We start from the raw sequence: 23,710 nt of genomic DNA on the forward strand, positions 1-23,710 counted from the left end.
TTTTCATTTCCTATGCGCTGATCTTAAGCAGCGGTATGAACGGCCTTCTTCTGATCACGGAGCATTACGAGCGTAACTGCGGTGGCAAGCAGCAGGATGACGCCGGAGATGAGGCAGGTGGCATGCATGGCGGTGATAAAGGCTTCCCGGGAAACCTTCATCACCTGTGCCGCGGCATCTGCCGGTAAATGCAGGGCGGCGGCCGATGCCCCGGCAATGGTCTGGCCGGCTGCCCGGGCTGCGTCCGGCGTGAGCCCCGAAGGCAGGAAAGGGGTGACCGCATGGCGGTAGATGGCCGCAAGGACGCAGCCGAGAAGCGCGATGCCGAACGCGCCTCCGAGCTCGTTGGACGTTTCGATAAGACCGCCGACGGCTCCCGCACGGTCGGCCGGTGCGACGCCAATGACGTAATCGGTGACGAGGGTCATGACGGTGACGATTCCCGCTGCAACCAAGCTGGCGCCGACGAGCAGCACGGTCAGCGGCGAAAAGCCTTCCAGGCGGACCTGGGTCAGTACGCCGAATCCAACCGCCGACAGGAGAAAACCTCCGGCCATGACCCGCGGTCTTCCGTAGATTTGCGACAGTTTTCCCGCAATCGGTGCCGCTGCCCCGACCACTACCGAAGGCGCTACGCTCCAGAGGGAAGCGACGAACGGAGAGTATCCAAGAACCGACTGAAGGAACTGGGTATTGATGAGCGAGCTGGCCATAAGGGTAAACGTAGCGATAAAGTTCACGAGAATCGAACCGCCGGTCCGCCGCTCCATCAACGCACGGATATCGAGCAGAGGATTGGAGATAATCAGCTGGCGCCGTACGAACAGCACTCCAATGAGCAAACCTGCTGCGAGCAAAGCGGCGGGAAGGATCGCCCAGCCCTCTTCCGCAAGCGTCTTAACACCGTAGGTCATGGGAAGGATCGCGGCGAGAGCAAGAATGGAGCTGAATAGATCGACCTTGACTTTGGCTGTGCTGCGGGACTCCGGCAGCAGAAACGGCGCAATGATGAGCAGCAGCGCCATCGCGGGGATGTTGATGAGGAACACGGATCCCCAGGAGAACGAATCCAGAAGCAAACCGCCGATAATCGGCCCCACGGTAACGCCGCCCGCCATGACGGCGCCCCAAATGGACATCGCCTTCGTCCGCTGCGCCGGGTCTTGGAACATCGTGCGCACCAGCGCCAGCGTCGACGGCATGAGAGTCGAACCCGCGATCCCCAGAATACCGCGGGCCACGATCAGGGTTTCGGCCGACTGGGCGTACGCTGCGAACAAAGAACTAAGGGCGAATCCGACGGAACCGATCATCAGCAGGCGCCGGCGTCCGATCCGGTCGCCGACGGCGCCCATCGTCAGGAGCAAACCGGCGAGAATGAAGCCGTATATGTCGAAAATCCATAACTGTTCGGTGGCCGTCGGCAGTAAATCCGCGGCAATGGCAGGTGCTGCGAAAAACAGGACGGAAACATCCATCGATACGACCATCAGCGGGAGACAAAGGATGCAAAGCGCGATCCACTCTTTGCGGCCAGCCGGTTTGGCCGCGGCAGGGGTTGCAGTGTTCATTTAAAAACCCTCTCCTTATTGTTTATTATATAAACAGTAACTGTCGAAAACAGTATATTATATAAACAGTATATGGTCAACGCAAATATTCGAATTTATTTTTCAAGGAAGACGGTACTGCTTGCACTCATAACAAAAGAGGCGCAGCCTTATGGGCCGCGCCTCTTTTACTACAAATTATGATTACTGGTTTAGTTTTTCAAAAAACCGAATGTTTACATCGAAATCCGGCACGCTTTGGTTCGCTTCGGCTTGCTTTACCAGTTGAACGACCATGTCATTATAAGGGGTCAAAATGCCTTTCCCCTCTGCCAGCCGCGGTACGACCCCATTGATATAGTCGATTTCCGTCTTGCGTTTTTTCTCCAGGTCCTGCAGCATGCTTGCTTTTAGCAGTCTCGAAGATTTCATGAAGCTGCGAAGCGTTTGAACGCGTTCCGGAAGATCCTCTTCGCTTTGAATCTCCAAGGACGCCATATCAAATCCGTTCATTTTGGCAAAGGTTACGCCGTTCGCATGGCCGACTTTGATCGTCTCATCCGCAATATGCGCCGCGCTGACAACGCTGACCTCATGATCCAGCACCCCGCCGAACTCCGTATTCAGCGCAGCCGACAAACCGCTAAACGCGTTGTTGACCAGCAATTTGGACCATTTTGTCCCCACCAGGTTGTCGGAAATGTGCGTTCCCCCCACAAGATCCAAAATCGCTTTGATCCGCCGTATTCTTTCCGTCCGTTCGCCGTTTAATTCCCCGATTTGAAAAGCATAGCTTTTAAAATGGCCGTACTCTGTCGTAAGTTTTGAAACCCCCGGCTCCAAAAACGTAGCGCCAAATTCGACCGACCCGGCAATGACGCGTTCCCGGCCGACAATGGAAGCCACTTTTTCTTCGGGAATGCCGTTTTGCAAGGAAAGCACGACGCTATCATCGCCTAAAAACGGCAGCAAATTCTGCAGGACGGAATCGTTATATAGCTGCTTGGTCAACAGCAACACCAAATCATAGGTTCCGGACATGTCGTCAGGAGTGATGGCTTTCACCTTGGTATGAAAATCCGTCGTACCGGTAATTTTCGCGCCGGACTGATTTAACGCGTCCACATGTGCCTGGTAGACATCGATCAATTCCACGTCTTGTCCACCCGCAGCAATATAAGCTCCGGCAATGGTTCCCAATGAACCCGCTCCTAAAACCGCAATTCGCATTTAAAAGTCCCCCTTTTTACTTTTCGGCCAAATAATCGTACACAACCGTTGGAGAAGCCAACGACAGCTCGGTCACGATATGGGAAGCCGACACGACCTCCAGCACAGGCAAATCGGCCATCGGCGCAAGCGCATGTGCGAATAGCTCCAACCTGGCCGGGCCTGACCAAGCGCCAAGGATTTGAATATCCGTAATTTGGCTCCGGACCAATTCGCAGATTCTTGGGTAACCGTCGTATCCCGGCATTTTTTTCAGCATATAATTCGGTTTTACGATTTCTTGAAGCGCCTCCGCATGATCCAGCGGAAAATGCTTATAACCCATGGTGGCTGTAGCGACTCTCAACGTGCCGTAATCCAGAAGCCCCACCAGCGTATCGGAATCGACATATAAGCTAGGTTTGCCCAGCTTTTTAGGATAGGCTGCGATTTCCCTGCCGGATGCAATGGCCGGAAAGCTGTCCACATACATGGCATGAAGATAATCGCCTTCCTCCCCTTCAAAGCTTACCGGTATGACCTGTCCGCACTCCGTGTACGAACCAAGCCCGGTCACATCCGGCATTTTCATGATCTCGAACCGGACAAGCGGATCTGTAACCTCCAACGGTTCCGGAACGATTTTTTTCAATTTTTCCAGATCCGTTCTATATAAAATGTTCAAATATTCGCGATGATAAAAACGATACGGGCCTAAAGGAAACGCCCCCGCATCAAGCGGAGTCGTAAACTGCTTCACCACTTCATCCTTTTTCACCTGAATGCACCTTCCTTTTGCATTTATGCTGTCCTGCTGTTCGATCCCTATCCCTATTTTACATCGCGGTTTTACATTTAATCTAATACATAATAAAATATAAATACATTTATCAAAATAAATGAATGAGGTGCGAGGAAATCCATGGAGCTGCTCCAATTAATATATTTTCAGGCGGTCGCCTATACCGAGCATATTTCCAAGGCCGCAGAACAGCTGAATATTGCCCAACCTTCTTTAAGCCTGACGATCAAGCGGCTGGAGGACGAATTAGGCACGAGCCTGTTTCTCCGTAAAGGAAGGAACATCGAGTTAAGCCCCTCCGGAAAAATCCTTTTAAAACATGTGAACAAAATTTTTACCGAGCTTGAAAATGCAAAAACGGAAATACGGTCGCAGGATCATGAACGTGACCGGACCATCAGGATATCGATTTCCAATCCGAGATTTCTCTCGGGATTGATCAGCGAATATATTACCCGGTATCCGGATACGAAAATGCAGCAGGAAGTCGGGGAAAGAAACGAAATCATGACCAGCTTGAAAAAGAGGGCTATCGATTTAGGCATCGCAGGCGGTCCGCCCATCGCGGATGAAGAAATCGAAAGCTGCGTGCTGGTGGATGAAGACATCGTACTGGTTCTGCCCTCCAGCCACAAGCTGGCGGGCCAATCCGAAATATCGTTAAGCGAAGTTGCCGACGAACCGTTTATATCCTTGGCCAACAACGGGGAGTATCGCGGTTTTACGACGAGCCTTTGCGAAAGGGCAGGTTTTACCCCCAGCAACAATTTTGAGGTGGATTCTCATCTTTTGGCGGAAATCATAAAGCTGGATCAAGGCGTGGCGCTGCTTCCCATCTCGGCATGCAGAACGCTCGCTTTGCATTACGTCAAAATCGCGGACATCGACCCTACCTATACCGTTAGGTTGTCATGGGTCAAAGATCGTTTGTTGTCTCCGGCCGTGGCAGAGTTCCGTGATTTTATCATTTCCTATTTTAAAGAGAACGATGGAACGTATAAGGTGTATTGAAGCGATGATATCCGGCAACAGCATAAAAGCCGGCGGCTGCCGGCTTCCACTGTCCAACGTTTTTTATTCAAAATCAACCTGTTTATCCAAAATGAGCTCTTTGATTGGATGCTCCATAAACACGGCGCTTGGCACTAAAGAAAACTCAATATGTTCAAGGGTTTCAGGGAGCGGCGGAGAGATCGCAAATTCCATCTCCGTATGATGGCCTCCTCCACGGCTTCCATGTCTTTGAACAAAATAGGGCTGATCGCTAATCACTTCAAGCGTAAGGTTTGGTTTCAAGTGAACTTCACTGCGTTTTTCTTCATCCAAAAGCTTGATTTCCACGTGCACGATGCTTACATTTTCATGCTGCATGGCATGCGTAAGCATATACTCGCAAGAGTCTACAACCGTTTTTTTCATGATCGGCATCACATTCTTTAGCTCTCCGAGTTCGTTTGGAACATGCCGCATGATCTGCGGCTGCAAATGATGAAGGATTAACCGGATTTCTAACTCCTCCATTTCGAATGCTTTGGCCCATTCGGCTATGAGCTCATTTGTTGGAAAAAATCTTTTGCCTTTTGTCAGCGATCGGCGAGTCGAAATCAAGCGAATCATTTGCTCATCGATTTCTTTGATCTCCTCATTATATTCAAATCGGATTTCTCTTACTTCACCCCAGCCCATAGGTTCATCTCCTTCACAAAAATGATATTATGTATTCGCAACTTCGCCCGTTTTAATGATACGGAGGACGTTCGCGCAAAAGTTCCTTAATTTCTCTCAATTCTTGCAAGATGTCTTTCGTGAGCTTATTGGTTTGAGAATTATCGATCCCAAGCTTTACGACGAATATGCCGAAAAATAAAAACAGAACAAACATCAAAATAAATTGGGAAAACTCCAAGGTATGACCTCCTCTTTTAGGAAACATATATGGTCCCATGATCTTATTTATCCGCCAGAATCGTAAACTCCCAAGGGATATTTTCATTGTTCCATCCGCGATGTTCGTCAAACCTCTTCAAGGTAAAACCTGCTTCAAGAACGGAATTCATAATATCACTTAACGTATACAGCCGGACGGAGACATCGGAAAAATCCGCCTGTTCCTGCTCATTAAAAAATCCCTTGTAAGCCACGTCCCCGCTTTTTAATTCCGCATCGAAATATTCAACTTCCCCTTGGCTAAGCAAGCATCTTCTTAATGGATGGAAATCACTAAGAATCAATTTGCCTCCTTCTTTTAATAATTCATAAAGAATGGACATGAACTTGCCGAGATCGCCAAAGTAATGCAGAATCCCTCCCTCCAAATAGAGAAGGTCAAAATATCCCCTGTACTTGTCCAAATCGATGTCATAGATATCCGTGACGATATAATCCATGGAGGTGTTTGCAGCTGCGGCCAATTCCAAGGCATATTTTTGGTTTTCCTCGGAAATATCGAAGACGGTGACCTCTGCTCCCAATAAAGCTATCGGCACCGCTTTTCTCCCATTAGATCCGCAGAGATTAGCCACTTTTTGACCTGCAACGTTTTCGAAATGATGTTGGTGCTTTTTCAAACTGGCCAGCGGATTTTCTAGGATTTGAATGGCTTTCTCCGTTGGCGAACCGTCTCTTTTATGCCAAAATTCATAGGCTCGATATTCCCACGCTTTTTTGTTTTGCTCGCTTTGTTCGTTCAAATGATTTGCCCTCCTCTGCTGTAGGCTCTATAATCTTGGTTTTATCCGGAAAGCGCGTTTAAAATAACCCCGAACATCTTGTCCCAATCCCGATCCGTATTATTAATGATCATCGAATGAATCGGCAGTTCCTTGATGGCGTCCAGCTCCAGCCTTTTTCGGCGAACATAATATGCAATGGTTTCTTCGGCCGCCCACTTCGGTTTGGAACGTATCTGGGCTGTATGCTCTAGCGATTCTTTCACGCTGTCTTGAGTTAAATAAAATAATACCGGATTTAGCGGTCTAATGATATCGGCTAACACGCCTAGATATTCAATGATTTCACGTTCACCGACTTCGGGGTATAACCTGTGGATGTCATGAATCTGGTGCTGAAATAAGACGCTCTCGAAAATAGTAACGGTATCTTGTTTCATCGCCGACGCTGCAAATTTTTCGAACCGTCTGCAAAATACCTGCGTAAAGGTATCAAACGATACAACGGGACGATCGGCATAACAAAATTCTTTTGCGCGCAAATACGCCAGCAGCGTATCATCCCGGGGATCCGGTTCAGGCGATTGGTACGGCGTGAGTGCGTATGCGTCGTCCATAATGGACTTTTGCTTTAGCCAGCCTGCTTGCAGCGGATATTTTGAAAGCATCTCCTCAAACTCATCCATAGACAGATAAGCGTAAAACGGCAAGTCGATCGGATGCTCGCTGCCTTCCACAAAAACGATGGAATCCGTTCCATGTTCCTTAAAACGGGCATGAAGCAGCTGAGAAGTGGTGGTTTTCCCCGATCCGGGAATGCCTTCGAATAGAATCAATTTTGGAGCGGTCAAAATATGTCCTCCTAACGTTTGCAATGACACTTGGATATCTAAACGGCCTTGGATAGCTCCTATCTTGGGTCGGGTGGTCTGCAGGTTCTCTTCGATTTATGATTAACCATGACTTTAGGATAGATTGTACCAGAAGATCTGATAGTCAAAAGAAGGGGACATTCCAATGGATTTTGCTAATCGAATGGACCCGGTGTTCCCTGGGTTACAATCCCAGTAAGGATGAATTCCCTCTTGCATGCACTCCCGTACAAAAGCGCCGGCAACGGCTGCGCCATAATTTCTTCTTCTGTGCCCTTCCAAGGTTTCTATATCGATGGCATGCGTTTGATCGGCAACAAATCCGGAAAAACATATACTTACCATGGTATTATTGTATTCGGCCAAGTACCCGAATCCATGATGCAAGAAGGAATCCATCGAATCCCAAAAATGCAATATCTTTTTTTCTAAAAACGAATGGTTGGTAAGCCGTCTTGAATCCCATAAATCCCTATCGATCCTTCGAACCGTTATTCCATGATCTACAGCTACAATGGGCTTTGAATTCCCCGTTAATCTAAACACATGTTGATGATCGCTTGAAATGCTGTGGCTTTGAAATATTTGCGGTATCGCTTCAGCCCAAATATTCATCTCCGCACCAATCTCAACCGAATGAATATTTAACTTCTTTAGTTTGGGTTCGATATGTTGCCTCATGTATCCTTCTAAATCCGTCAGAAAGGATAGGCTGTGGACATTTCCAACCATCTGAAAACCTTTTTGGCCTGGTATCCAAATCAATGCTGCCGTTGGTTCTGTTGGATCATCCACATAGACTCTACCCGGGTTATTCCCATTAATGATCGCCCTTACTTCGACGTTCCGACACTGATCCGTGATATGCCGTATTTTATAGAAGTCCTGTATATTAAGTTCTGATATCATTTTTTACTCTCCTGGTACGAGGTATTACCTCGTATGTTTAGTGTCTAAGAGCCCTACTCGGTCTTTCATCTCGTTCAACTAAAAGCTTTCTTTTCAAAATATCCTCCATCAAAAACTCCGCCACCACATCACGGTTAAACTCATTCAAACCAATGATCTTTGCATGCTTTGAATATTTGATTATATCGATTCCGGGATGGCTGTCTACAGGAACGGTCCCGAGAACAATATGTTCGTTCGTCGAAACAATCTCCTGTACGATATTTTGGAAAGAGGCGGATAACATCTGCATAAACCCAATTTCATCAATGACGATGATTTTCTTGGAAGACAAAGCGTCTTGCAGTACTTTAACCGCAAAATGTTCGAAAGTTTCGATATCGACTCCGTATCTTCCAATTCGCGTCTGGCTGGGGTTGTCTACGTTGGCGATTTCCACGCTTTCTCCATTCACGGACACGCATCTGAATCCTACCCGATCTCCCGCATTTGTTATTTCCTCTGTATAAAATCCGCTGCAATGTTCCGCTCCCACGTCGCCTATAAGCTTTTTGACCATCGTTGATTTGCCCATTCTGGGCTTGCCCGTCAGTAAAAACACATTTTGGGAATGGTTATGTTCCCCGTCTAATCTGGACATCAGCTTAAAGTTCGGGGCATTTAAATCCCATGTTTCATACGGAGTCGAGTGTGTTGAATCCATCGCATCCCGTATGCGCGACTTTAGTTGCGGCCTTGTGATGTATTCGTCCATATTTCCTTCATCCAGGTTCACATATCTTGCTTCCCGAATTTCTTCGGGTTGAATGGTTATTTCGCCGCTGACATACTCCGCATTAAAAACGACGGACAAAACATGAAGCCTTTCATTATAGTAGACCCCGGATATGCCTAAAGGGCGGATATGAACTCCTGTTTCCTCCAGAAACTCCCGACACACCGCTATATCCAACGGCTCGCCGGCTTCCACGAACCCTCCGGGCAATTCCCAGGTGTCTGAACGCAGATGGGTTCGAACCATTAAAATATGTCCTTCCTCATTCTTAACGACTGCTGAAACGGCAATCATATGTTTTGCTTGTTCCATTGTGAAACACCGCCCGTCTCTTCATATTTGAAACCCTTCTTGCAAAAATAAAAAAATCGACCCAGCCTGAGATAACCTTATCTTAAGCTGGGTTTCGCTTCTTCTTATTGCGATTTTAATATCTGATCGTTCACGAATGCTTTTAAGAAAAAGAGCTCATTTTCATTGGGTTTTCGGTTGTGCTCCCTTTCAAAAGCCTCTACCGCCTTCTCTAAAGATGCGGATGTTACGGCATTGCTCGTTGAGATGAGCTCTTTCCAATACAGATCCATCTCCTCTGTGTCACAAATGGATTCATGCCCCAGCAGGAAGTGAGTGGCGTCATATTTCCGGATATCCTCGATCATAGGCAACAACAGAGATTGCTTAAAATGATACAAGGAATTTTTCGTTGTGCCATATGCACTATCCCCCAGAAAAAGGACTTTTTCATCCGGAATATATGCGATGGTTGAGTCAGCCGTATGCGTGCTTCGAATGGTTTTAAGAACACAAACTTTATTTCCCAAGTCGAGATGAAGAGATCCCTCAAAAATGATATCCGGCGAAGTTAGCTGGAATGTGTCTCTATCCGGTATTTCGCTCCTGATGGTCTCCACACATAGTGAATCCATCTTCTTGGCATCCGCATATTCCTTGAGGGAACGATCGTCAAACGAAAAGCTGCGCCATTCCTGAATGATTTCATTCGTTCGGGTATTCACGATAATCGCAGCTTCAAATTCGTTCATCCCTAGAAAATGATCCCAATGCGCATGCGTAATGGCCAAATATTTTATCGGAGGTACGTTTAATTTCCCGATTTCATGCAAGAAGTCCCGTGCGTGCTGAACCGAATTCCCGCCATCGATAACCAGGCTGTATTTGTCTCCGCAAACGAGTCCTAGCGTCGGTCTTTCCTTATCGTTTTGGTTCGGCAAGTAATAGATCGATTCACTTATTTTATTTAGCATGTCAAATTCTCCTCTATATTTATTTGCAACGGTTAAGAGAAAACCTGCATGCTAATTTGGGGCTCGGGTTCACATATCGATTTTCTCATTTTATTTTGTTACCAATGGAATCGCCTCCCGTGTATTTAACTTATCATTTATTTCTTCATGCGCTTGCCGATACCATTTCATTTTTTTCATTCGATCGTATCTTCAAGGGCCGAAATGCACGTACTCCACGAGTTAAGCAGGAGCATTAATTAAAATATTGTATGAACCCAACGGTTAGCAACAACAAAACTAGACAAATCACTACCGTAGAAAACGAGCTTTTCTGTTGTGTTTTTAATCTAGATTGAATAATTTGAATTAAAAAATTCTTCTCATCATTGGAAAGTGCATTTAAGGGCACAAGATGAGCAGAGTTATTAGACACAAATAAATAAACAAATCTTTCCGTTAAAATGTATTTCACAAAATCACTCCAAAACACCCTTTGCGTTGTTGATTCCGTCTCCATCATAAAATACTCTTCAGATATTCTATAAGTCTTTTCTTCATTAACAATTTTATTTTTAGCACTTTTCTTCGAGCTTGAGATTAAAAGAAAAAGGAAAAATAACATAACCAAGCTGAAAAACCAAGATTGAGGCGGTACTTCTGAAAGTTCACCTACACTTAACCGATAGGCAATATTTCCAATCGAGATAAGAAACGTAAGTATAAGCAACCATACATACCATTGTCGAATTAAATATGTAATTTGAAAAATAAATATATCATTGCTTGATAATTTCGCTTTGATTAATAGTTCTTTTCTAGTCAAAGTGATCATTCCTTTTTGAAGTATTGCATAATTTACATTTTATAACATCATCTTCATCATGGAAACGTACGGTTTGGTTTAAATCGTTTTTTCGGGAATTCAGATAACCTCCCATTTTTGATAAACCTGGGGATTAGTTTTCCCTACCTTCCCCTTTGTTCTTAAATTCAATAATAATTCTTACAACCCCAAGGACTAAACAAACGATGCCTGCAGCAAGTGCTACATACATGGAGGTATAAGCAAATTGAGGAATTTCCCCATCTCCCACAGGACCGACCTTAGGTTGATCCAATGACCATAATCTGTATGTCGCTAAGGCAATCATAACCAAGGAAATGAATACCGAAATGATCCCTCTTTTCATAAGCCGCCCCCTTTCGCTTACATGATTATGACCTATTCATTTTTATTCTCTCCGGAGTCTGCATATTGCTCCAACTCTTTTTCGATTTCTTCATCGCTTACATGAAAATCCTCGGAGTCGTCTATTCCATTAAGCTTTTCGATCTTTTGCAGTCTTTCGTTTAATTTTTGAATCTCGCCATACAGATATCCGATGATGCCGGTTAAAATCAGTAGAAAAATTAATCCGCCAATGCCGCCAAATAGGATTGTCAGAACGAAATAAATGAGGACGCTTAGAATGATGCCGATTATAAAATACATTTCATGTGTTCCCCCATCGATTTTTGGTTATGTCACATTCTTGTATGCACCCGATAATTTCGCATCCGCTATTCATTCTCATTTGTTTGTATTTTTCATCCGTCCATGAAACTCTTTTAAAGCTACGTGCTCATCATCTCCACTATATTGTAGTTCTCCACCACGTACCAAATCTCCTATTTTTGAACCTTTTGACTTGCGGATTCTTTTTTCCTCGGAAACAATTTTTCCATAAAATATCCAATTCTGCCCGATGTCTAAAAATCCGTCTTTTTGCGCTATAATCGGATTAAAGAGTTTCAAAATTGTCACAATTGTTTAATCTACTTTATAATTATGACTAGGCTTTTTGACCGTAAATGCGGGGCTATGCTCCCTATCACATACAACACCCTTTAAGTGAAGCTGCAAGCAGAAGCTGTATATTCTCGCGATGGAGGCGCAAAATGGAAAGAACACAAATCGATGATGAGTACTCCTATTTGCAGCATGTGTACGCCCATGCTCCTTTTGGCATTGCCATGATTACCCGCAAGGGGATATGGGTCAAAGCGAATCCGGCGCTCACCCGAATCCTTGGGTATTCTGTGGAGGAACTGAAAAAAAAGCGGTTTGACAAGCTGATTTATCCCGACGACCTGCAGCGAAATATCAGTCAACTCAAGGCGCTGCTGCAAAATTACCCGGAACAGAACGAAATTGAAGTCGAAGGCCGCTATGTTCGAAAAGACGGGCGGATCGTATGGGCTTCCGTGCATATTTCCCTTATGCCCGATAAGGCCGGAACTCCGCAATATTATATCGTGACGGTGAATGACATATCCCAAAATAAAGCGGCCGAACAAAAGCTGCAGGAAACCGTCGAACGGTATACGTCTTTAAAAAGATATAACCATGATGCAATCATTTCACTCGATCTGAACGGAAACATTCTGAATGCCAACACCCGGGCGGAGCAAATGACGGGCTGCCATGTCAGCGAAATGGCGGGCAGAAGCATTGCCCGGTTTATCGGGGAGCGCAATCTGCAGCGGGTTCTGCGGGAGGCCTTGGATAACCCTGCCATTGAGCAGGAGATCAACACGATCCGGCATAAAGACGGCCATATGGTTGAGGTTATTACGACGTTGGCCCCGATTATTATCAACAACAAAAACGTAGGCTTCTATATCATCGCCAAGGATTTTACCGAGCAAAGACAGCTGATCATGGCGAAAGAGCTGGCCGAAAATACGAACAAGGCCAAAAGCGAATTTCTGGCGATGATGAGCCATGAAATCCGCACGCCAATGAACGGAGTCATCGGAATGACGGACCTTTTGGAGACGACGACCGAGCTGGACGATGAACAGAAGGAATATATCGAGATCATCCGCAAAAGCGGTGAAACGCTGCTGGCGATCATCAACGATATTCTCGACTTCTCCAAAGTCGAGGCCGGCATGACGGAGCTTCAGGAGGATGAGCTTGATGTGAAGCTGTGCATTCAGGAAACCTTGGATGTGCTGTCGGCCAGAGCCAGCGCCAAGCAGCTGGAAATGTCCTTTTCGGTGGACGAAGATATTCCTGAATTGCTTTATGGCGATTCCAAACGGCTGAAGCAGGTGCTGATGAACCTGGTGGGCAACGCGGTCAAGTTCACCCTTCACGGCGGAATTACGGTCAGCGCAAGAAAGCTGTACGAGGAAGGAGACCTTGTTAACCTGGAGTTCAAGGTTTCCGATACAGGGATCGGTATACCGGACAACAAGCTGGAAGCGATCTTTGAGCCGTTTTCCCAGGTGGACAACTTTATGACCCGCAACTATGAAGGAACAGGCCTGGGGCTGGCCATCAGCAAAAAGCTGGTAAACGTGATGGGCGGGAGCATTTGGGTGGAGAAAAAAGAAGGGCCGGGTACGACATTTGTCTTTACGGTTCTGCTAAGGAAATATGATCAGCCCCGCAATCCGAAAGACTGCAAAGACCAACACAAATCGGATGCCGACCCGCTGAACATTTTGATTGCGGAAGATAATGAGATTAACCAGATCGTTCTGCGGAAAATGTTGGAGAAGCAGGGACATACGGTCACCGTCGTCACGAACGGTCATGACGTGCTTCGGACGGTAGAGCAGTCGTCCTACGACGTGGTGTTTATGGATGTTCAAATGCCGGGGTTAAACGGCCTGGAAGCCACCCGGAAGCTGAGGGCTTCCTTGCCAAAGGACAAATGCCCAATGATCGTGGCCGTCACCGCCAATGCTCTGAAGGAAGACCGGGATATCTGCCTTACAGCGGGGATGGACGATTATATCAGTAAACCCGTCAAAAGCCAGCCCGTGCTTGCCGTACTGGAACGTGTCATCCGGGAGCGGGAATTGAAGACCCGATAAAGGAGGCTTTGTCAAAAGCAATTCGAGCGCAAGTGAAGCGACTGGAGAAAAGCGGCAACAAAAAGATCGGTCGGGGATGAAAGCTCTATGACCGGTCTTTTGCTGCGCTTGGTGTTTGAAGTGTGCCTTCCTTGAGATGACTAGACCAATCCCTTCAATTCCCTAATATCGTTAATCGATGCGTAGGGATGCACGCCCATTCTGTTCATCTTTTCAAAATCGCCTTGATATGAGATGAATTTGATCCCGGCAGCCGACGAGGCTTTCCCGTCGATCCAAGAATCCCCTACTGAAATCCATTCTTCTGTGGAAATACCGCTGCACCGATCCAAAATGTATTGAAATCCATCGGGCGATGGTTTTAGTGACTTCATTTGTTCTCTCCCAACCACCAAATCAAAAAAGTCCAATATATCATGATCTTTGAGCGCTATTTCTGCGGCTAAAACCGAGTTATTCGTAACAACAGCCATTTGGTATCCACCCTTCAATTCTTCGAGGATTTCAACAACTCCGGCCTCCAATTCAGCGTCCTTCATTCCATCCATTTCAAATCTTCTCGGTATCTCCCACATTTCGGACTGCAGCTTCTCTGTCATCAAATGGGTTTTCATCGCTTCTTCAACGATTGTTGAAGTGGTATGGTTTGTTATATCCAGTTCTTGGGGAAGTATTCCACGGGAAACCAGAAAGTGAAACGTCTCATTTTTCATGGCCTTAAAGTCGATTCTTGATTTCAACAATGTGTTATCCATGTCAAAAATGATGCCTTTAATCTTATTCATTTCTGATTCCTCTCTTATACAGTGGTTTTGCCGGCGGTGCCTTCATTAAGCTGCTTGAGAAAATTCTTTAATTGCTTGGGTGATGCAAATATATGAATATTTTTCTTGTCTTGTAACATGTTCAACTTTTTCAGAATGTTCGGCCTTTGATCCCGTCGATAATGCAAAATCCATTTAAAAAACTGAAAATCAATTCTTTCAGCACATCCTTCTCCCATATCCGGGCGTGTCTTTCCATAGTATTGCATACTTCTTTTAATTCCACGGAATAGGCTTAAGTAAGTAGGATAATCAAGGTAAATAATCGTGTCCGATGCCTGCAATCGTACATCCATGGATCTCCCGTAATTCCCATCGATAATCCATTCATTTCTTGATACTAGTTCCTCCATAAGCTGATCCCACTCTTTTTTCGGAGTAGGTTTCCACCCTGTTTTCCAATGAAGAGCATCAAGATGGTACACCGGGAGTCCTAATATTTTTCCTAATTCGCTTGCCAGCGTCGACTTGCCTGAACCGCCCGAACCGATAATCGTTATTTTCTTCATGTATTGCACCTTTAATTTTTTTACACCAATATACCACAATCCGAGTGACAGCCCATCCCAACCAGCTTCATTTCACTGGGATTCGTAATCCCTAAAATCGCATCGCCAATCCGTCACAAACGCCGGATAATATCCTACCCGGTAAGCCACCCTTTGAGAGGCAATATGACTTGAAATCACATCATAAGTCGGGACACAACCACAATTTAATACTTCTAAGGTTAAGCGGTTTACAAGATACGTTGCCAACCCCAAATGACGATATTCAGGAAGCACATCGATCCCCATTTGCCACATCTTTGCGCTCACATTGCTCGCCCCTGCCATGCCGACAACTTTATCATTTTGCTTGGCCAGTACGACCAATACCGTTTGATAAGGATGATTCGAGTCAGAAATAATTGCATTTTCCATACCTTCAAGCCCAAATAACTTGTATACCTCATCCTTCTCAACCACTTCATACGAAAAATCATCCGGGGGTGTCATTGGCTTTATTTTCTCCAAATCAGGGAGGAAGTGAAGGTAGAGTCCTTTAATAAACGGCAAGGAGAATATCGTGTCCCGATCTTTTCCTTGCATATGCGTTTTAGCGATAGCCAATCGTTCCGGTGTAGCCGTGACGACGATGGATTTGCCCATGGACAAAATTTCAAAATAACGCTCTTTTCTTGGATACGGCCTGCGTCCGGGGTTTTCCTTTGCGTCTACAAAAACAATGCTGTCTTTTTCTCCGTTCAAGTCGTCGATGGTACAATTGAGGTCGATGGCAAGCTGCGATTGTACGATGTGGATCATTTCTTTTGAAGTCATCATGGGATGTGTCCTTTCTTAGATACGGAATCCTAAAATATTCACCTTACAATTTCCCCGTCAAAATCCGACAAAGCTCTTTAATTAAGTTGTTCCAATCGCTTTTTAAAGAATTCTATCGGGTAGTCGTGTTTTATCGGTTTATGAATTAATCTGTTTAGCCATTCCAGTCGATCCAAATTGTTATCAAAATTATCTGAGTTAAAAATTGTAATTTCATTCATTGTTCCCAGTACACTTCTACTATTGGTTTTGGAAATACAAAGATCCGTTCCAGAATTTAAGTACTTCTCTATTAGAGTTGTTGATATATCTTCGTATTTAAGGTAAGCCTCTAATGTCTCTAGAAACTTCTCCTGAAGTAACGTTAACTGCCCTTTTCTGATCCCATCTATAATGATGCAAATCCGGCTTAAATCATTTACAAATAAAATATGCTTCCTGTTGTTTAAATAATAGATATTTGCATGCCAACTCCAAAAATCATCCACTTCTTCTACTGTTTCCGGCGTAACCTTCATGTCTTTTAGCAAGGATTGAGTAAATCTTAAAGCCATCAAGCAAATCGATCCTTTCGTGTTTTTGCGTTGGTTTTATAAAACATTCAACGTTCCGTATTCACTACCTCTATCTTCTAGTCATTCTAGCAAATCTAGGACCTGCCTGAAATCCTGCTTTTATATAAAGCATTTCCGCATAATTCCCTACAGTAACGCATAATTTCACAACCTCTGTATAGGGGTTCGCCGTTTCTTTGATGTAATTTAACATGAAGTCTGCAATTCTCTTGTTTCTATATTGAGGGGCAACACATATTTCACCGATTTCGGCAAATGCTAACGGCATTTTTTCACTGATACCGGCTATGCAAAGTCCCGCGATTTCTTGGTTCTGTTCATTTACGATATAAATCGAAAGATTCCTATGCTTGTAAACTTGTAAAAGATACGATACATCCTCCATAATCTTTTCATCAGTAGGAACACCAAAAATCTCGAAGTCAATTCCTCCATGATATCCTTCCTTCATGACCTCTTTGATTTTGGTTAGGTCCAAAGAATCGTCCAACACATAAAGAGACAATCCATCTGGAATAACCGGCTTTTTACTTGCGCCCGCAGGACAGCACATGACCTGTCGAATGACATTTACTTTGAAACCTAAGGATAGCAGTATATTTACATCATCTTGCAGAACTCCGTTAATATGTTTTATATCTTGGCAGCATTGTAATAAGATTCTCCACATATGTTGTCGATCCGAAAAAGGAGGTATGATAAAAGGATACATGACCGTGTCATCGATCTTTATCACCCCTCCAATCCGATCATCGCCGCACATGATCCAAAAACATTGGTCCGTAAACTTCGTATCATCCAGACGAGCATTCCAGTCATACCACATCTCAAGGTCAGCGTTAGAATATATCGCTTGATGAACCGCAAATGAATTTTTTTCCGCCTGTTCTAATCTAAATGGTTTCACCATGTTGTACCCTCACAGATTCAAATTGTTATCTTGAATAGGCTTCAGCTAATGTTTCCGCAACATGACACAAGCCGGCCTTAGTAGCTCCTCAAAACAATCATTCACTTACCAACCATGTCTTTGCATCTTCAGGGTCGGAATAAAATGAAATTTTATAATTCATTCCCGCTTTTTTAATTTTTCTTTTTAATCTCCATTGGTTCATTCCAGATAATCCGACAAACGATAATCTTTCAATATGGCCATCCAAGTTGTTTAGATTATTGATTAGCTCTTGAAGAACATTACCGGTTATCGTTGTTTTATACATATCAACCCATATTTTCAGCTTCTTGTTGGTGTTCATGATGAATTCTTCTTCTTGTCTCATCAATTCAAAAAGCTTTTCTTCATCTTTATATTTGTTCCCATACTTTAGGCAATGGATTTCGCCGCCCTTATAATAATAAGGAAATATCGAACCGCCTGGAGATTTCATTTTTTCCCACTCCTTAGTTCAATTTTTGGTAAAATCTCGTAGATGCTCGTGTTAATATTCAATTTTATATTCAATTCTCCAAAAAGATGATTTCCCCCTTCTGTCATTTTGGTAATTTATTGTATTTTTGGGACAGGTCGTTTCTGAATACTATCACCAGACTGCACCACTCTGACTGTTTTTTGCACCACTTCATTCTTTCTGTATTCTGGGTTTTGTTGAATCAAAGTAATAAAATCAAAAATAAAGTTATTTTATTATTTTGTATAAGTTTACTTTACCTCAGTGAAAAATCAGTTTATAATTTGATTCATGAGGTGATGGTCATGAAGAAAGATTTTGGTGATTCGATATCAAATAAGGTTTATGAATATCGCGTACTTGCCAGAATGTCTCAGCAAGAATTAGCAGAGAAAGTGGGGGTTTCCAAACAAACCATCTTCGTCATGGAAAAAGGAAATTATGTTCCGACACTGCTGTTGGCCTTTCGAATTGCCGAATTTTTTAATGTTGATGTAAACGATATTTTTACTTATGAGAAAGGAAGTGGATTATAGTGGTTAATTTTTCTGATATCTCTAACGCTATTTTTAACCCGTTGAAGTCTTGGGCTGAACAATCACAAGGAAATTGGAATCTTCTCATTGTTAGCGGTTTTCTATTGGTTTTTGTCGGAGCTATTCTAACATACGTACTACATAAAAAAATAGGTAAAGCCGATGAAAGAACAAAGCAAATATCTTTAAATAGTGCCCTTATAGTGTTATGTGTAGTAATTTTATGCGACGTGATTTTCCCGAAAGAATATATGTGGCAGATTTTCTTCTTGTTTAAATATTCTTTTGCATTCCTTGCTTCAGCAATCTATCTAGCAGTTCGATATAAAAAAGACTTTTTTTAACTAAAGAACGAAACAGGAGGACCCGGGAAATGCTTGTATATTCAATTGCTTAGAAATATAGTGGCTCAGTCGTTTTAAACAACTTTTTGAAGTAAGCCTGGCGATTCGAGCAGTACAAATTAAAATACTGTTTTTTATCCGCATAGAGTCAATACACCGGGGCTCAACTTGCATCCATGCCAAGCTAAGGCCCGGAATATTGAATTCTCGTTCGCAGCAGAAAAGAAACTTGAATGCTTTCTACTTATTGGATCACTTAATCCTGTTCAAGCGCCGTTAACGACTGGGCCGTAAAATGGTAAAATGCCATGGCATCTTCCCCGGTGGCAAAACCGGCCTGTGCCATCTTGTCGCTGCCCCCGCCTTTGCCGCGATAATCGGCCAAATGCTGCTTGAAAAATGCGCCGCAGGCAATTTCGCTTTTTCCTCCTTGGGCAAGGAGCACCTTATTTTCTCCTTCCGACACAAAGAGCACGGTCACATCGGCTTGGTCGGTGAGCTTGGACGCCAGGTTTTGCAAATCCTTCAGCGGCTTGTCCGCAAAGACATGCTTGATCAGGCTGCCCTGACGGTCTGCCAACAGCTTTTCGGCCAAGTACGCGTCATTTTCGGCCTTCACGGCGTTCAGTTCAGCTTGGAGCTGCTTCTGCTCCTGATCCCATTTTGCGATCCGGTCCAATATCTCTTCCTTTCCGGTATTAAAACGGGCCGACAGACTGCCGAGAATCTCCATGCCGGCATTAAATTCTCTAAGCGCACGATAACCGCATTTAAAATAAAGACGCATATGTCCTTTCTGCTTCTCGGCTCTCAGCAGTTTGACCATTCCGATTTCACCCGTTGCAGAGACATGCGTGCCGCCGCAGGCGTTGTATTCGATCCCTTCGATTTCAACGATCCGGATATTTTCGGCTACCGTCGGCTGCTTCACCAGCGGCAAGGCGGCCGCTTGCTCCCGGCTCACAAAATAATTCGTTACCTTCCGGTTGAGATAAACCTGATCATTTACTTCCAATTCCAGCATCATCAGCTCGTCCTGAGGCAAGTCGGATCGGGCAATATCAATGGTGGCGTAATCCTGACCCAAGTGGAAACTAAGCGTTTCCGCCTTGCATGCCTCCAGACACATGGCCGACAGCAAATGCTGGCCGCTGTGATGCTGCATATGGTCGAACCTTCTGTCCCAATCCAACCGGCAGCCAACCACGTCTTTTTCAGGAACACGCTCGACCTTATGCAGAATTTCTCCTTCCTCCTGAACGACATCAAGCACCGGAATGGCATCGATCCACCCCAAATCACAGGGCTGCCCCCCGCCGTGCGGATAAAAGGCCGTCTCCTCCAGCACCAAATATATTCCGTCCTCCCGCTTCAATTTGCTCGTGATTCGCGTCTCCCAATCCCGGATATAAGCGGATTCGTAATAAAGCTTTTTCGTCATTTTCGTATCCTCACTGTTTCAGGTTAAATTCACTTTAGTTTCAGCTTACTACAAAAACACCCTACAACGCCAAGTTCCCTGAAGAAGAAAAAAGACCGCCTGCCGGCGATCCGAACAACATGGTTTTCATGATAGTGTTTACGACGTGACGACGCGCCCCAGCGTACCGATGGGATTGAACGAATGCTGTATTTTCTTGGTGCATCTAACGGTATGGCATTACGGCTTATGGACTGCTTAGTATTACTACACCTCGCGATGATTCTTTGTAATTTTGTTGCTGCCATCTCCGATAAGTTACATAAAGATCTGCACATCTCGAATAAGAAATTATTTCATTCTGCTTTGAGGTGCTCGTCTCATATAACGTTCTGGATCCTTTTCGAAACCATATTGTTCATATAATCCATGTGCATCTGCTGTCCCTAATAGTCCAGTCATCCATTCGTATCGTTCAGAATGTACAATGGTTTCAATAAGCTTTTTGCCTATGCCTTGACCACGATATTCCTCCAAAACAAATACATCGCAAATATAATAAAATGTTGCTTCATCTGTGATGACTCTAGCAAATCCAATTTGGTTATCCTCGCAATAAACACCATAGCAATGAGAAGTTTCAATTGATTTTAAGATACGTTCTGGAGCTCTATTTTTTGCCCAGTAGCTTTTGCTTAAAAAGTCTAAAACAATTTCCCGATTAATCTTGAAACGATCATCTGAGATCAGGTAATTTTTAAATGAAACCTCCATAAGAGTACCTCCATTGATATTGCTTTCACAGATTTTATATAAACGATTCCATATTCACCTACTTGTTTATGATTTTATGTAATTCGGTAATTTTAGAGAACGTTCTTTTACTTCACGATCCCTTAATGGTTTGAAGGAGCACGCTTTAAAACGATACTAAAAGAATTGATATAACCCACCCTCGAAATAATTATATTCTTCTTCAGTCAATCTTATCTTTCCATACGCATTTAAAAATAACTCTCTATCTCTATCATGATCAAAGGCATTAAATTTGGGTCTAATTGCTAATGCAATATCATATCTTGGATCTCCGTATGCTGCTCCGGACCAATCAATAATTCCTACAATATTGCAATCATTCACCAATACATTGTCAATTGTAAAATCACCATGAATGAATGTGTTTTCCATGGATTTGGGCCTAACCTCTTTCAGCTGCGAGAGAAGCTCTTCTGTTCCGTCAACTTCAAAGTGATTTAAATTATATTCCGCTTTACTGAGCATTGTATCCAACCACGGTTTATCGTCTTTGATGAATTCAATCGGACACGGGCATTCATGTATACTTCTTAAACCTAATCCAAAATTAGTAATTGCTTTTTCTTTATCTTTGAGGTTTGGTGTTCCGGATAAAAACGCTCGTAAACTTATACCTTCAATATGGTCCATTAAAAGCCATCTCGTTTTATTCTCAACATGAAAAGAATATACTTTAGGAACAAGTAGTCCTGTTTGCGAGAGGTATTGAAGTGCCTTATATTCTTCTAATAACCACTCATTATAGAGTTCGTTTTCTGTCTTTTTGATTACAAATTTCCCATTCGTAGTTTCAAGTATTGCCACGATTGAAGTATGACCCTGTCGTGGAAAATTAATATTATGGATTTTTCCGATTTGCCCCAATATCTCATCGGGAATATCATGTATATTCATGGATTAGATTCCTCTTCTTCACATGTTTTTTGTGCCTTTTCATAAACGTTCCAGTATTCATGAATCCTCACCAAAAACAAACTAAGCCCCAAGAGAGCCGCCGCGACGCGGTAACTTTTTACCATACAGACAACTTAGTCCTTGAATCGTTCTCATCAGTGATAAGACGAACATGTATGAATCCTTTTTCAATGGCATTATTATATAGGATATCTATTTCATTATCGTTTTTACAGTAAATAGTGATATAGACGCTATCCACTACCAACAGAACAAGGTAACATTCGCTGTTCAAAAACTCTTCATAGGTTTCAACATGAATTACTTTTTTGCCTTTTGGAAATGCTTTGAAATCTGCAAAAATCAAATAATACGTCTTTCGAATGATGTTATTAAAAAGCGCGCCGTCCACCGCTTCTACATTGTCAGGGAATAGCGGCTCTAAATCGCCGTCATTTATTAAGTAGGACTCCTCTCCTCCAATACGCCAGTCATATTGGGATACTTCGAGGGGCTCTAACAGCTCCGAGAGAAAACTTCCATATTCATTTGGGATTTTTAAAGTAATTCCTCTTTTCATTGTGGTTCCTCTTTTTTTATCGTATTTCGTATAACGTTAGCCAGCCATTTTATCCCTTACATCCCCCTCTCATCAGAAAACATTAGATCAATAAAAGTAGCCTAAAAAATCCAAATCTCCCCCGCTCCAAACGGTCTTTCCTACTTCCTTAATCATTAACTGATCAACCTCTTCATGGCCTATACCGTTGATTGTCTGCGTTTCATAATCAATTTTCATCCATTTACATTTATTCTTTACCGGCTTATATCCATTTCTCAAATAGAAGTTCATCTTATCGGTAAATAAAAGTATAAAATCGATATTTCGGCCCTCAGAAAATTGATCAACTTCTAACAAATCAATTACACCCAGTATTTTCACCGGTTTCCCATTTAAATTCATCACTCTATATTCCAATCCTACATGCCCTATGAGCTGATTTTCTTCGTTAAAAGCTAAAAATCTAAAATGCGGTAATTGTTTAAAATAAATTCGATCCTTAGGATAAATATCCGGAAAACTGTCGATTAACAATTCTTGTATAGCTGCTTCTAATTCGTTACTTAAATCATATTCAAATACTTTTTCTATCTTCAAAGTCACCTCTCCAATCTAACACATATGTGTTTCAACCCTTTTCTGCAGGGTCTTTCGCCTGGCCTGTATCTGATTCCTAACAAAACCTCTAGCTACAATGGCCCCCTAGGAAAACCAGCATGCCAATTTATTGTGATCTGAATACATCGACATTTTCGAGTTATCTTAAAGGATATTTCAGCTCTATGTCGTGCCCTTTTAATTCATCGATGAAGATATAGTTATGATCCGCACCTATAATGCAAAGAATTTTTTTACCTTGATTAGAATTAACGGTATTTTTTACTCGCTCGATCATGATCTGGTTCCGGATTTCCCACCGAAAATTATACGATCTTGGGTTTAAACCAAAAATAATAACGGGTTAGATTCTCGCTGATTTCCTATAACATTCCCGTATTCACGACGCCCCACAGACTTAAGGCTCCGACAGCTGCCGACCGCGATGCAATTAGTCAGTATGGATGTGTCCGCTGAATATGCTTCGTCAACCCGAAGTACCTCAATC

28 protein-coding genes are annotated in these 23,710 nt (G+C 43.6%); 4 read left to right on the forward strand and 24 right to left on the reverse strand.

Annotated features, from left to right (window positions below; genetic code table 11):
• Window positions 1-23: 23 nt before the first annotated feature.
• The 3 genes from GQY55_RS14785 to GQY55_RS14795 all read right to left on the reverse strand — a co-directional run bounded on the left by GQY55_RS14785 (window position 24) and on the right by GQY55_RS14795 (window position 3,543).
• A complete protein-coding gene (locus GQY55_RS14785; RefSeq protein ID WP_160042637.1) occupies window positions 24-1,571 on the reverse strand; it encodes an MFS transporter in 1,548 nt (515 codons plus the stop codon).
• Window positions 1,572-1,754: 183 nt separating this feature from the next.
• Window positions 1,755-2,780, reverse strand: a complete 1,026-nt coding sequence (locus GQY55_RS14790; RefSeq protein WP_160042638.1) for a ketopantoate reductase family protein — start codon at window positions 2,778-2,780, stop codon at window positions 1,755-1,757.
• Window positions 2,781-2,796: 16 nt separating this feature from the next.
• The gene (locus tag GQY55_RS14795; protein ID WP_373309235.1) at window positions 2,797-3,543 is read right to left on the reverse strand and encodes an acetoacetate decarboxylase; all 747 of its coding nucleotides are present in this window, start codon (window positions 3,541-3,543) and stop codon (window positions 2,797-2,799) included.
• A gap of 138 nt (window positions 3,544-3,681) precedes the next feature.
• Between GQY55_RS14795 and GQY55_RS14800 the strand changes: the two genes are divergently transcribed.
• Window positions 3,682-4,572, forward strand: coding sequence for a LysR family transcriptional regulator (locus GQY55_RS14800; RefSeq protein ID WP_160042640.1), 891 nt, complete (start codon window positions 3,682-3,684; stop codon window positions 4,570-4,572).
• Window positions 4,573-4,635: 63 nt separating this feature from the next.
• On the opposite strand, the gene GQY55_RS14805 is transcribed toward GQY55_RS14800, so the two are convergent.
• From GQY55_RS14805 to GQY55_RS14850, 10 genes are all read right to left on the reverse strand, one after another.
• Complete coding sequence (locus tag GQY55_RS14805; protein ID WP_160042641.1) at window positions 4,636-5,247, reverse strand: hypothetical protein; 612 nt, start codon at window positions 5,245-5,247, stop codon at window positions 4,636-4,638.
• Between the two features lie 263 nt (window positions 5,248-5,510).
• Window positions 5,511-6,251: a class I SAM-dependent methyltransferase gene (locus tag GQY55_RS14810; RefSeq protein ID WP_160042642.1), complete on the reverse strand. Its 741-nt coding sequence runs from the start codon at window positions 6,249-6,251 to the stop codon at window positions 5,511-5,513.
• 41 nt (window positions 6,252-6,292) lie between these two features.
• Window positions 6,293-7,081, reverse strand: coding sequence for a hypothetical protein (locus GQY55_RS14815; RefSeq protein WP_160042643.1), 789 nt, complete (start codon window positions 7,079-7,081; stop codon window positions 6,293-6,295).
• 114 nt (window positions 7,082-7,195) lie between these two features.
• Window positions 7,196-8,011, reverse strand: coding sequence for a GNAT family N-acetyltransferase (locus GQY55_RS14820; protein WP_160042644.1), 816 nt, complete (start codon window positions 8,009-8,011; stop codon window positions 7,196-7,198).
• A gap of 37 nt (window positions 8,012-8,048) precedes the next feature.
• Window positions 8,049-9,098, reverse strand: coding sequence for a nucleoside-triphosphatase (locus tag GQY55_RS32065; protein ID WP_160042645.1), 1,050 nt, complete (start codon window positions 9,096-9,098; stop codon window positions 8,049-8,051).
• 104 nt (window positions 9,099-9,202) lie between these two features.
• Window positions 9,203-10,051: an MBL fold metallo-hydrolase gene (locus GQY55_RS14830; RefSeq protein ID WP_160042646.1), complete on the reverse strand. Its 849-nt coding sequence runs from the start codon at window positions 10,049-10,051 to the stop codon at window positions 9,203-9,205.
• Window positions 10,052-10,286: 235 nt separating this feature from the next.
• Window positions 10,287-10,856 (reverse strand): YcxB family protein, encoded by a 570-nt coding sequence (locus GQY55_RS14835; protein ID WP_160042647.1) that lies wholly within the window; start codon window positions 10,854-10,856, stop codon window positions 10,287-10,289.
• Window positions 10,857-10,989: 133 nt separating this feature from the next.
• Window positions 10,990-11,223: a hypothetical protein gene (locus tag GQY55_RS14840; RefSeq protein ID WP_160042648.1), complete on the reverse strand. Its 234-nt coding sequence runs from the start codon at window positions 11,221-11,223 to the stop codon at window positions 10,990-10,992.
• 32 nt (window positions 11,224-11,255) lie between these two features.
• The gene (locus GQY55_RS14845; protein WP_160042649.1) at window positions 11,256-11,525 is read right to left on the reverse strand and encodes a hypothetical protein; all 270 of its coding nucleotides are present in this window, start codon (window positions 11,523-11,525) and stop codon (window positions 11,256-11,258) included.
• A gap of 78 nt (window positions 11,526-11,603) precedes the next feature.
• Window positions 11,604-11,828: a hypothetical protein gene (locus GQY55_RS14850; protein WP_236575624.1), complete on the reverse strand. Its 225-nt coding sequence runs from the start codon at window positions 11,826-11,828 to the stop codon at window positions 11,604-11,606.
• 143 nt (window positions 11,829-11,971) lie between these two features.
• On the opposite strand from GQY55_RS14850, the gene GQY55_RS14855 reads away from it, so the two are divergent.
• Window positions 11,972-13,900, forward strand: coding sequence for a PAS domain S-box protein (locus GQY55_RS14855; RefSeq protein ID WP_160042651.1), 1,929 nt, complete (start codon window positions 11,972-11,974; stop codon window positions 13,898-13,900).
• 140 nt (window positions 13,901-14,040) lie between these two features.
• Here the strand turns inward: GQY55_RS14855 and GQY55_RS14860 are convergent, their stop codons facing one another.
• The 6 genes from GQY55_RS14860 to GQY55_RS14885 form a co-directional block, all read right to left on the reverse strand.
• Window positions 14,041-14,685, reverse strand: coding sequence for an HAD family hydrolase (locus tag GQY55_RS14860; protein WP_236575625.1), 645 nt, complete (start codon window positions 14,683-14,685; stop codon window positions 14,041-14,043).
• A gap of 14 nt (window positions 14,686-14,699) precedes the next feature.
• A complete protein-coding gene (locus tag GQY55_RS14865; protein WP_160042652.1) occupies window positions 14,700-15,233 on the reverse strand; it encodes a DNA topology modulation protein in 534 nt (177 codons plus the stop codon).
• Between the two features lie 72 nt (window positions 15,234-15,305).
• Entirely contained in the window at window positions 15,306-16,031 is a 726-nt protein-coding gene (locus GQY55_RS14870; protein WP_236575626.1) for a GNAT family N-acetyltransferase, read from the reverse strand.
• 95 nt (window positions 16,032-16,126) lie between these two features.
• A complete protein-coding gene (locus tag GQY55_RS14875) occupies window positions 16,127-16,603 on the reverse strand; it encodes a DUF6933 domain-containing protein (RefSeq protein ID WP_236575627.1) in 477 nt (158 codons plus the stop codon).
• A 70-nt stretch (window positions 16,604-16,673) separates the two neighbouring features.
• A complete protein-coding gene (locus tag GQY55_RS14880; protein WP_160042655.1) occupies window positions 16,674-17,534 on the reverse strand; it encodes a GNAT family N-acetyltransferase in 861 nt (286 codons plus the stop codon).
• 97 nt (window positions 17,535-17,631) lie between these two features.
• Window positions 17,632-18,012, reverse strand: a complete 381-nt coding sequence (locus GQY55_RS14885; protein ID WP_160042656.1) for a hypothetical protein — start codon at window positions 18,010-18,012, stop codon at window positions 17,632-17,634.
• A gap of 326 nt (window positions 18,013-18,338) precedes the next feature.
• Here GQY55_RS14885 and GQY55_RS14890 point away from each other — a divergent pair, with 326 nt between their 5' ends.
• Both GQY55_RS14890 and GQY55_RS14895 read left to right on the forward strand, forming a co-directional pair.
• The gene (locus GQY55_RS14890; protein WP_160042657.1) at window positions 18,339-18,569 is read left to right on the forward strand and encodes a helix-turn-helix transcriptional regulator; all 231 of its coding nucleotides are present in this window, start codon (window positions 18,339-18,341) and stop codon (window positions 18,567-18,569) included.
• Window positions 18,569-18,913 (forward strand): DUF2178 domain-containing protein, encoded by a 345-nt coding sequence (locus GQY55_RS14895; protein WP_442953629.1) that lies wholly within the window; start codon window positions 18,569-18,571, stop codon window positions 18,911-18,913. The genes GQY55_RS14890 and GQY55_RS14895 overlap by 1 nt, the downstream gene beginning before the upstream one ends.
• 256 nt (window positions 18,914-19,169) lie before the next feature.
• Here GQY55_RS14895 and GQY55_RS14900 read toward each other — a convergent pair whose 3' ends face one another.
• The 5 genes from GQY55_RS14900 to GQY55_RS14920 form a co-directional block, all read right to left on the reverse strand.
• Window positions 19,170-20,354: an alanyl-tRNA editing protein gene (locus GQY55_RS14900; RefSeq protein ID WP_160042658.1), complete on the reverse strand. Its 1,185-nt coding sequence runs from the start codon at window positions 20,352-20,354 to the stop codon at window positions 19,170-19,172.
• Between the two features lie 330 nt (window positions 20,355-20,684).
• Entirely contained in the window at window positions 20,685-21,107 is a 423-nt protein-coding gene (locus GQY55_RS14905; protein WP_160042659.1) for a GNAT family N-acetyltransferase, read from the reverse strand.
• Between the two features lie 156 nt (window positions 21,108-21,263).
• Window positions 21,264-22,043 carry a phosphotransferase gene (locus GQY55_RS14910; protein WP_160042660.1) on the reverse strand — a complete coding sequence of 260 codons (780 nt, stop codon included), beginning with the start codon at window positions 22,041-22,043 and terminating at the stop codon, window positions 21,264-21,266.
• A 118-nt stretch (window positions 22,044-22,161) separates the two neighbouring features.
• The gene (locus GQY55_RS14915; RefSeq protein ID WP_160042661.1) at window positions 22,162-22,623 is read right to left on the reverse strand and encodes a DUF2691 family protein; all 462 of its coding nucleotides are present in this window, start codon (window positions 22,621-22,623) and stop codon (window positions 22,162-22,164) included.
• A gap of 87 nt (window positions 22,624-22,710) precedes the next feature.
• The gene (locus GQY55_RS14920; RefSeq protein ID WP_442953631.1) at window positions 22,711-23,208 is read right to left on the reverse strand and encodes a GNAT family N-acetyltransferase; all 498 of its coding nucleotides are present in this window, start codon (window positions 23,206-23,208) and stop codon (window positions 22,711-22,713) included.
• Window positions 23,209-23,710 lie beyond the last annotated feature (502 nt).

Origin of the sequence: Paenibacillus sp. USDA918EY, from assembly GCF_009870825.1 — a bacterium.
GTDB classification, from domain to species: domain Bacteria; phylum Bacillota; class Bacilli; order Paenibacillales; family Paenibacillaceae; genus Paenibacillus_AQ; species Paenibacillus_AQ albilobatus.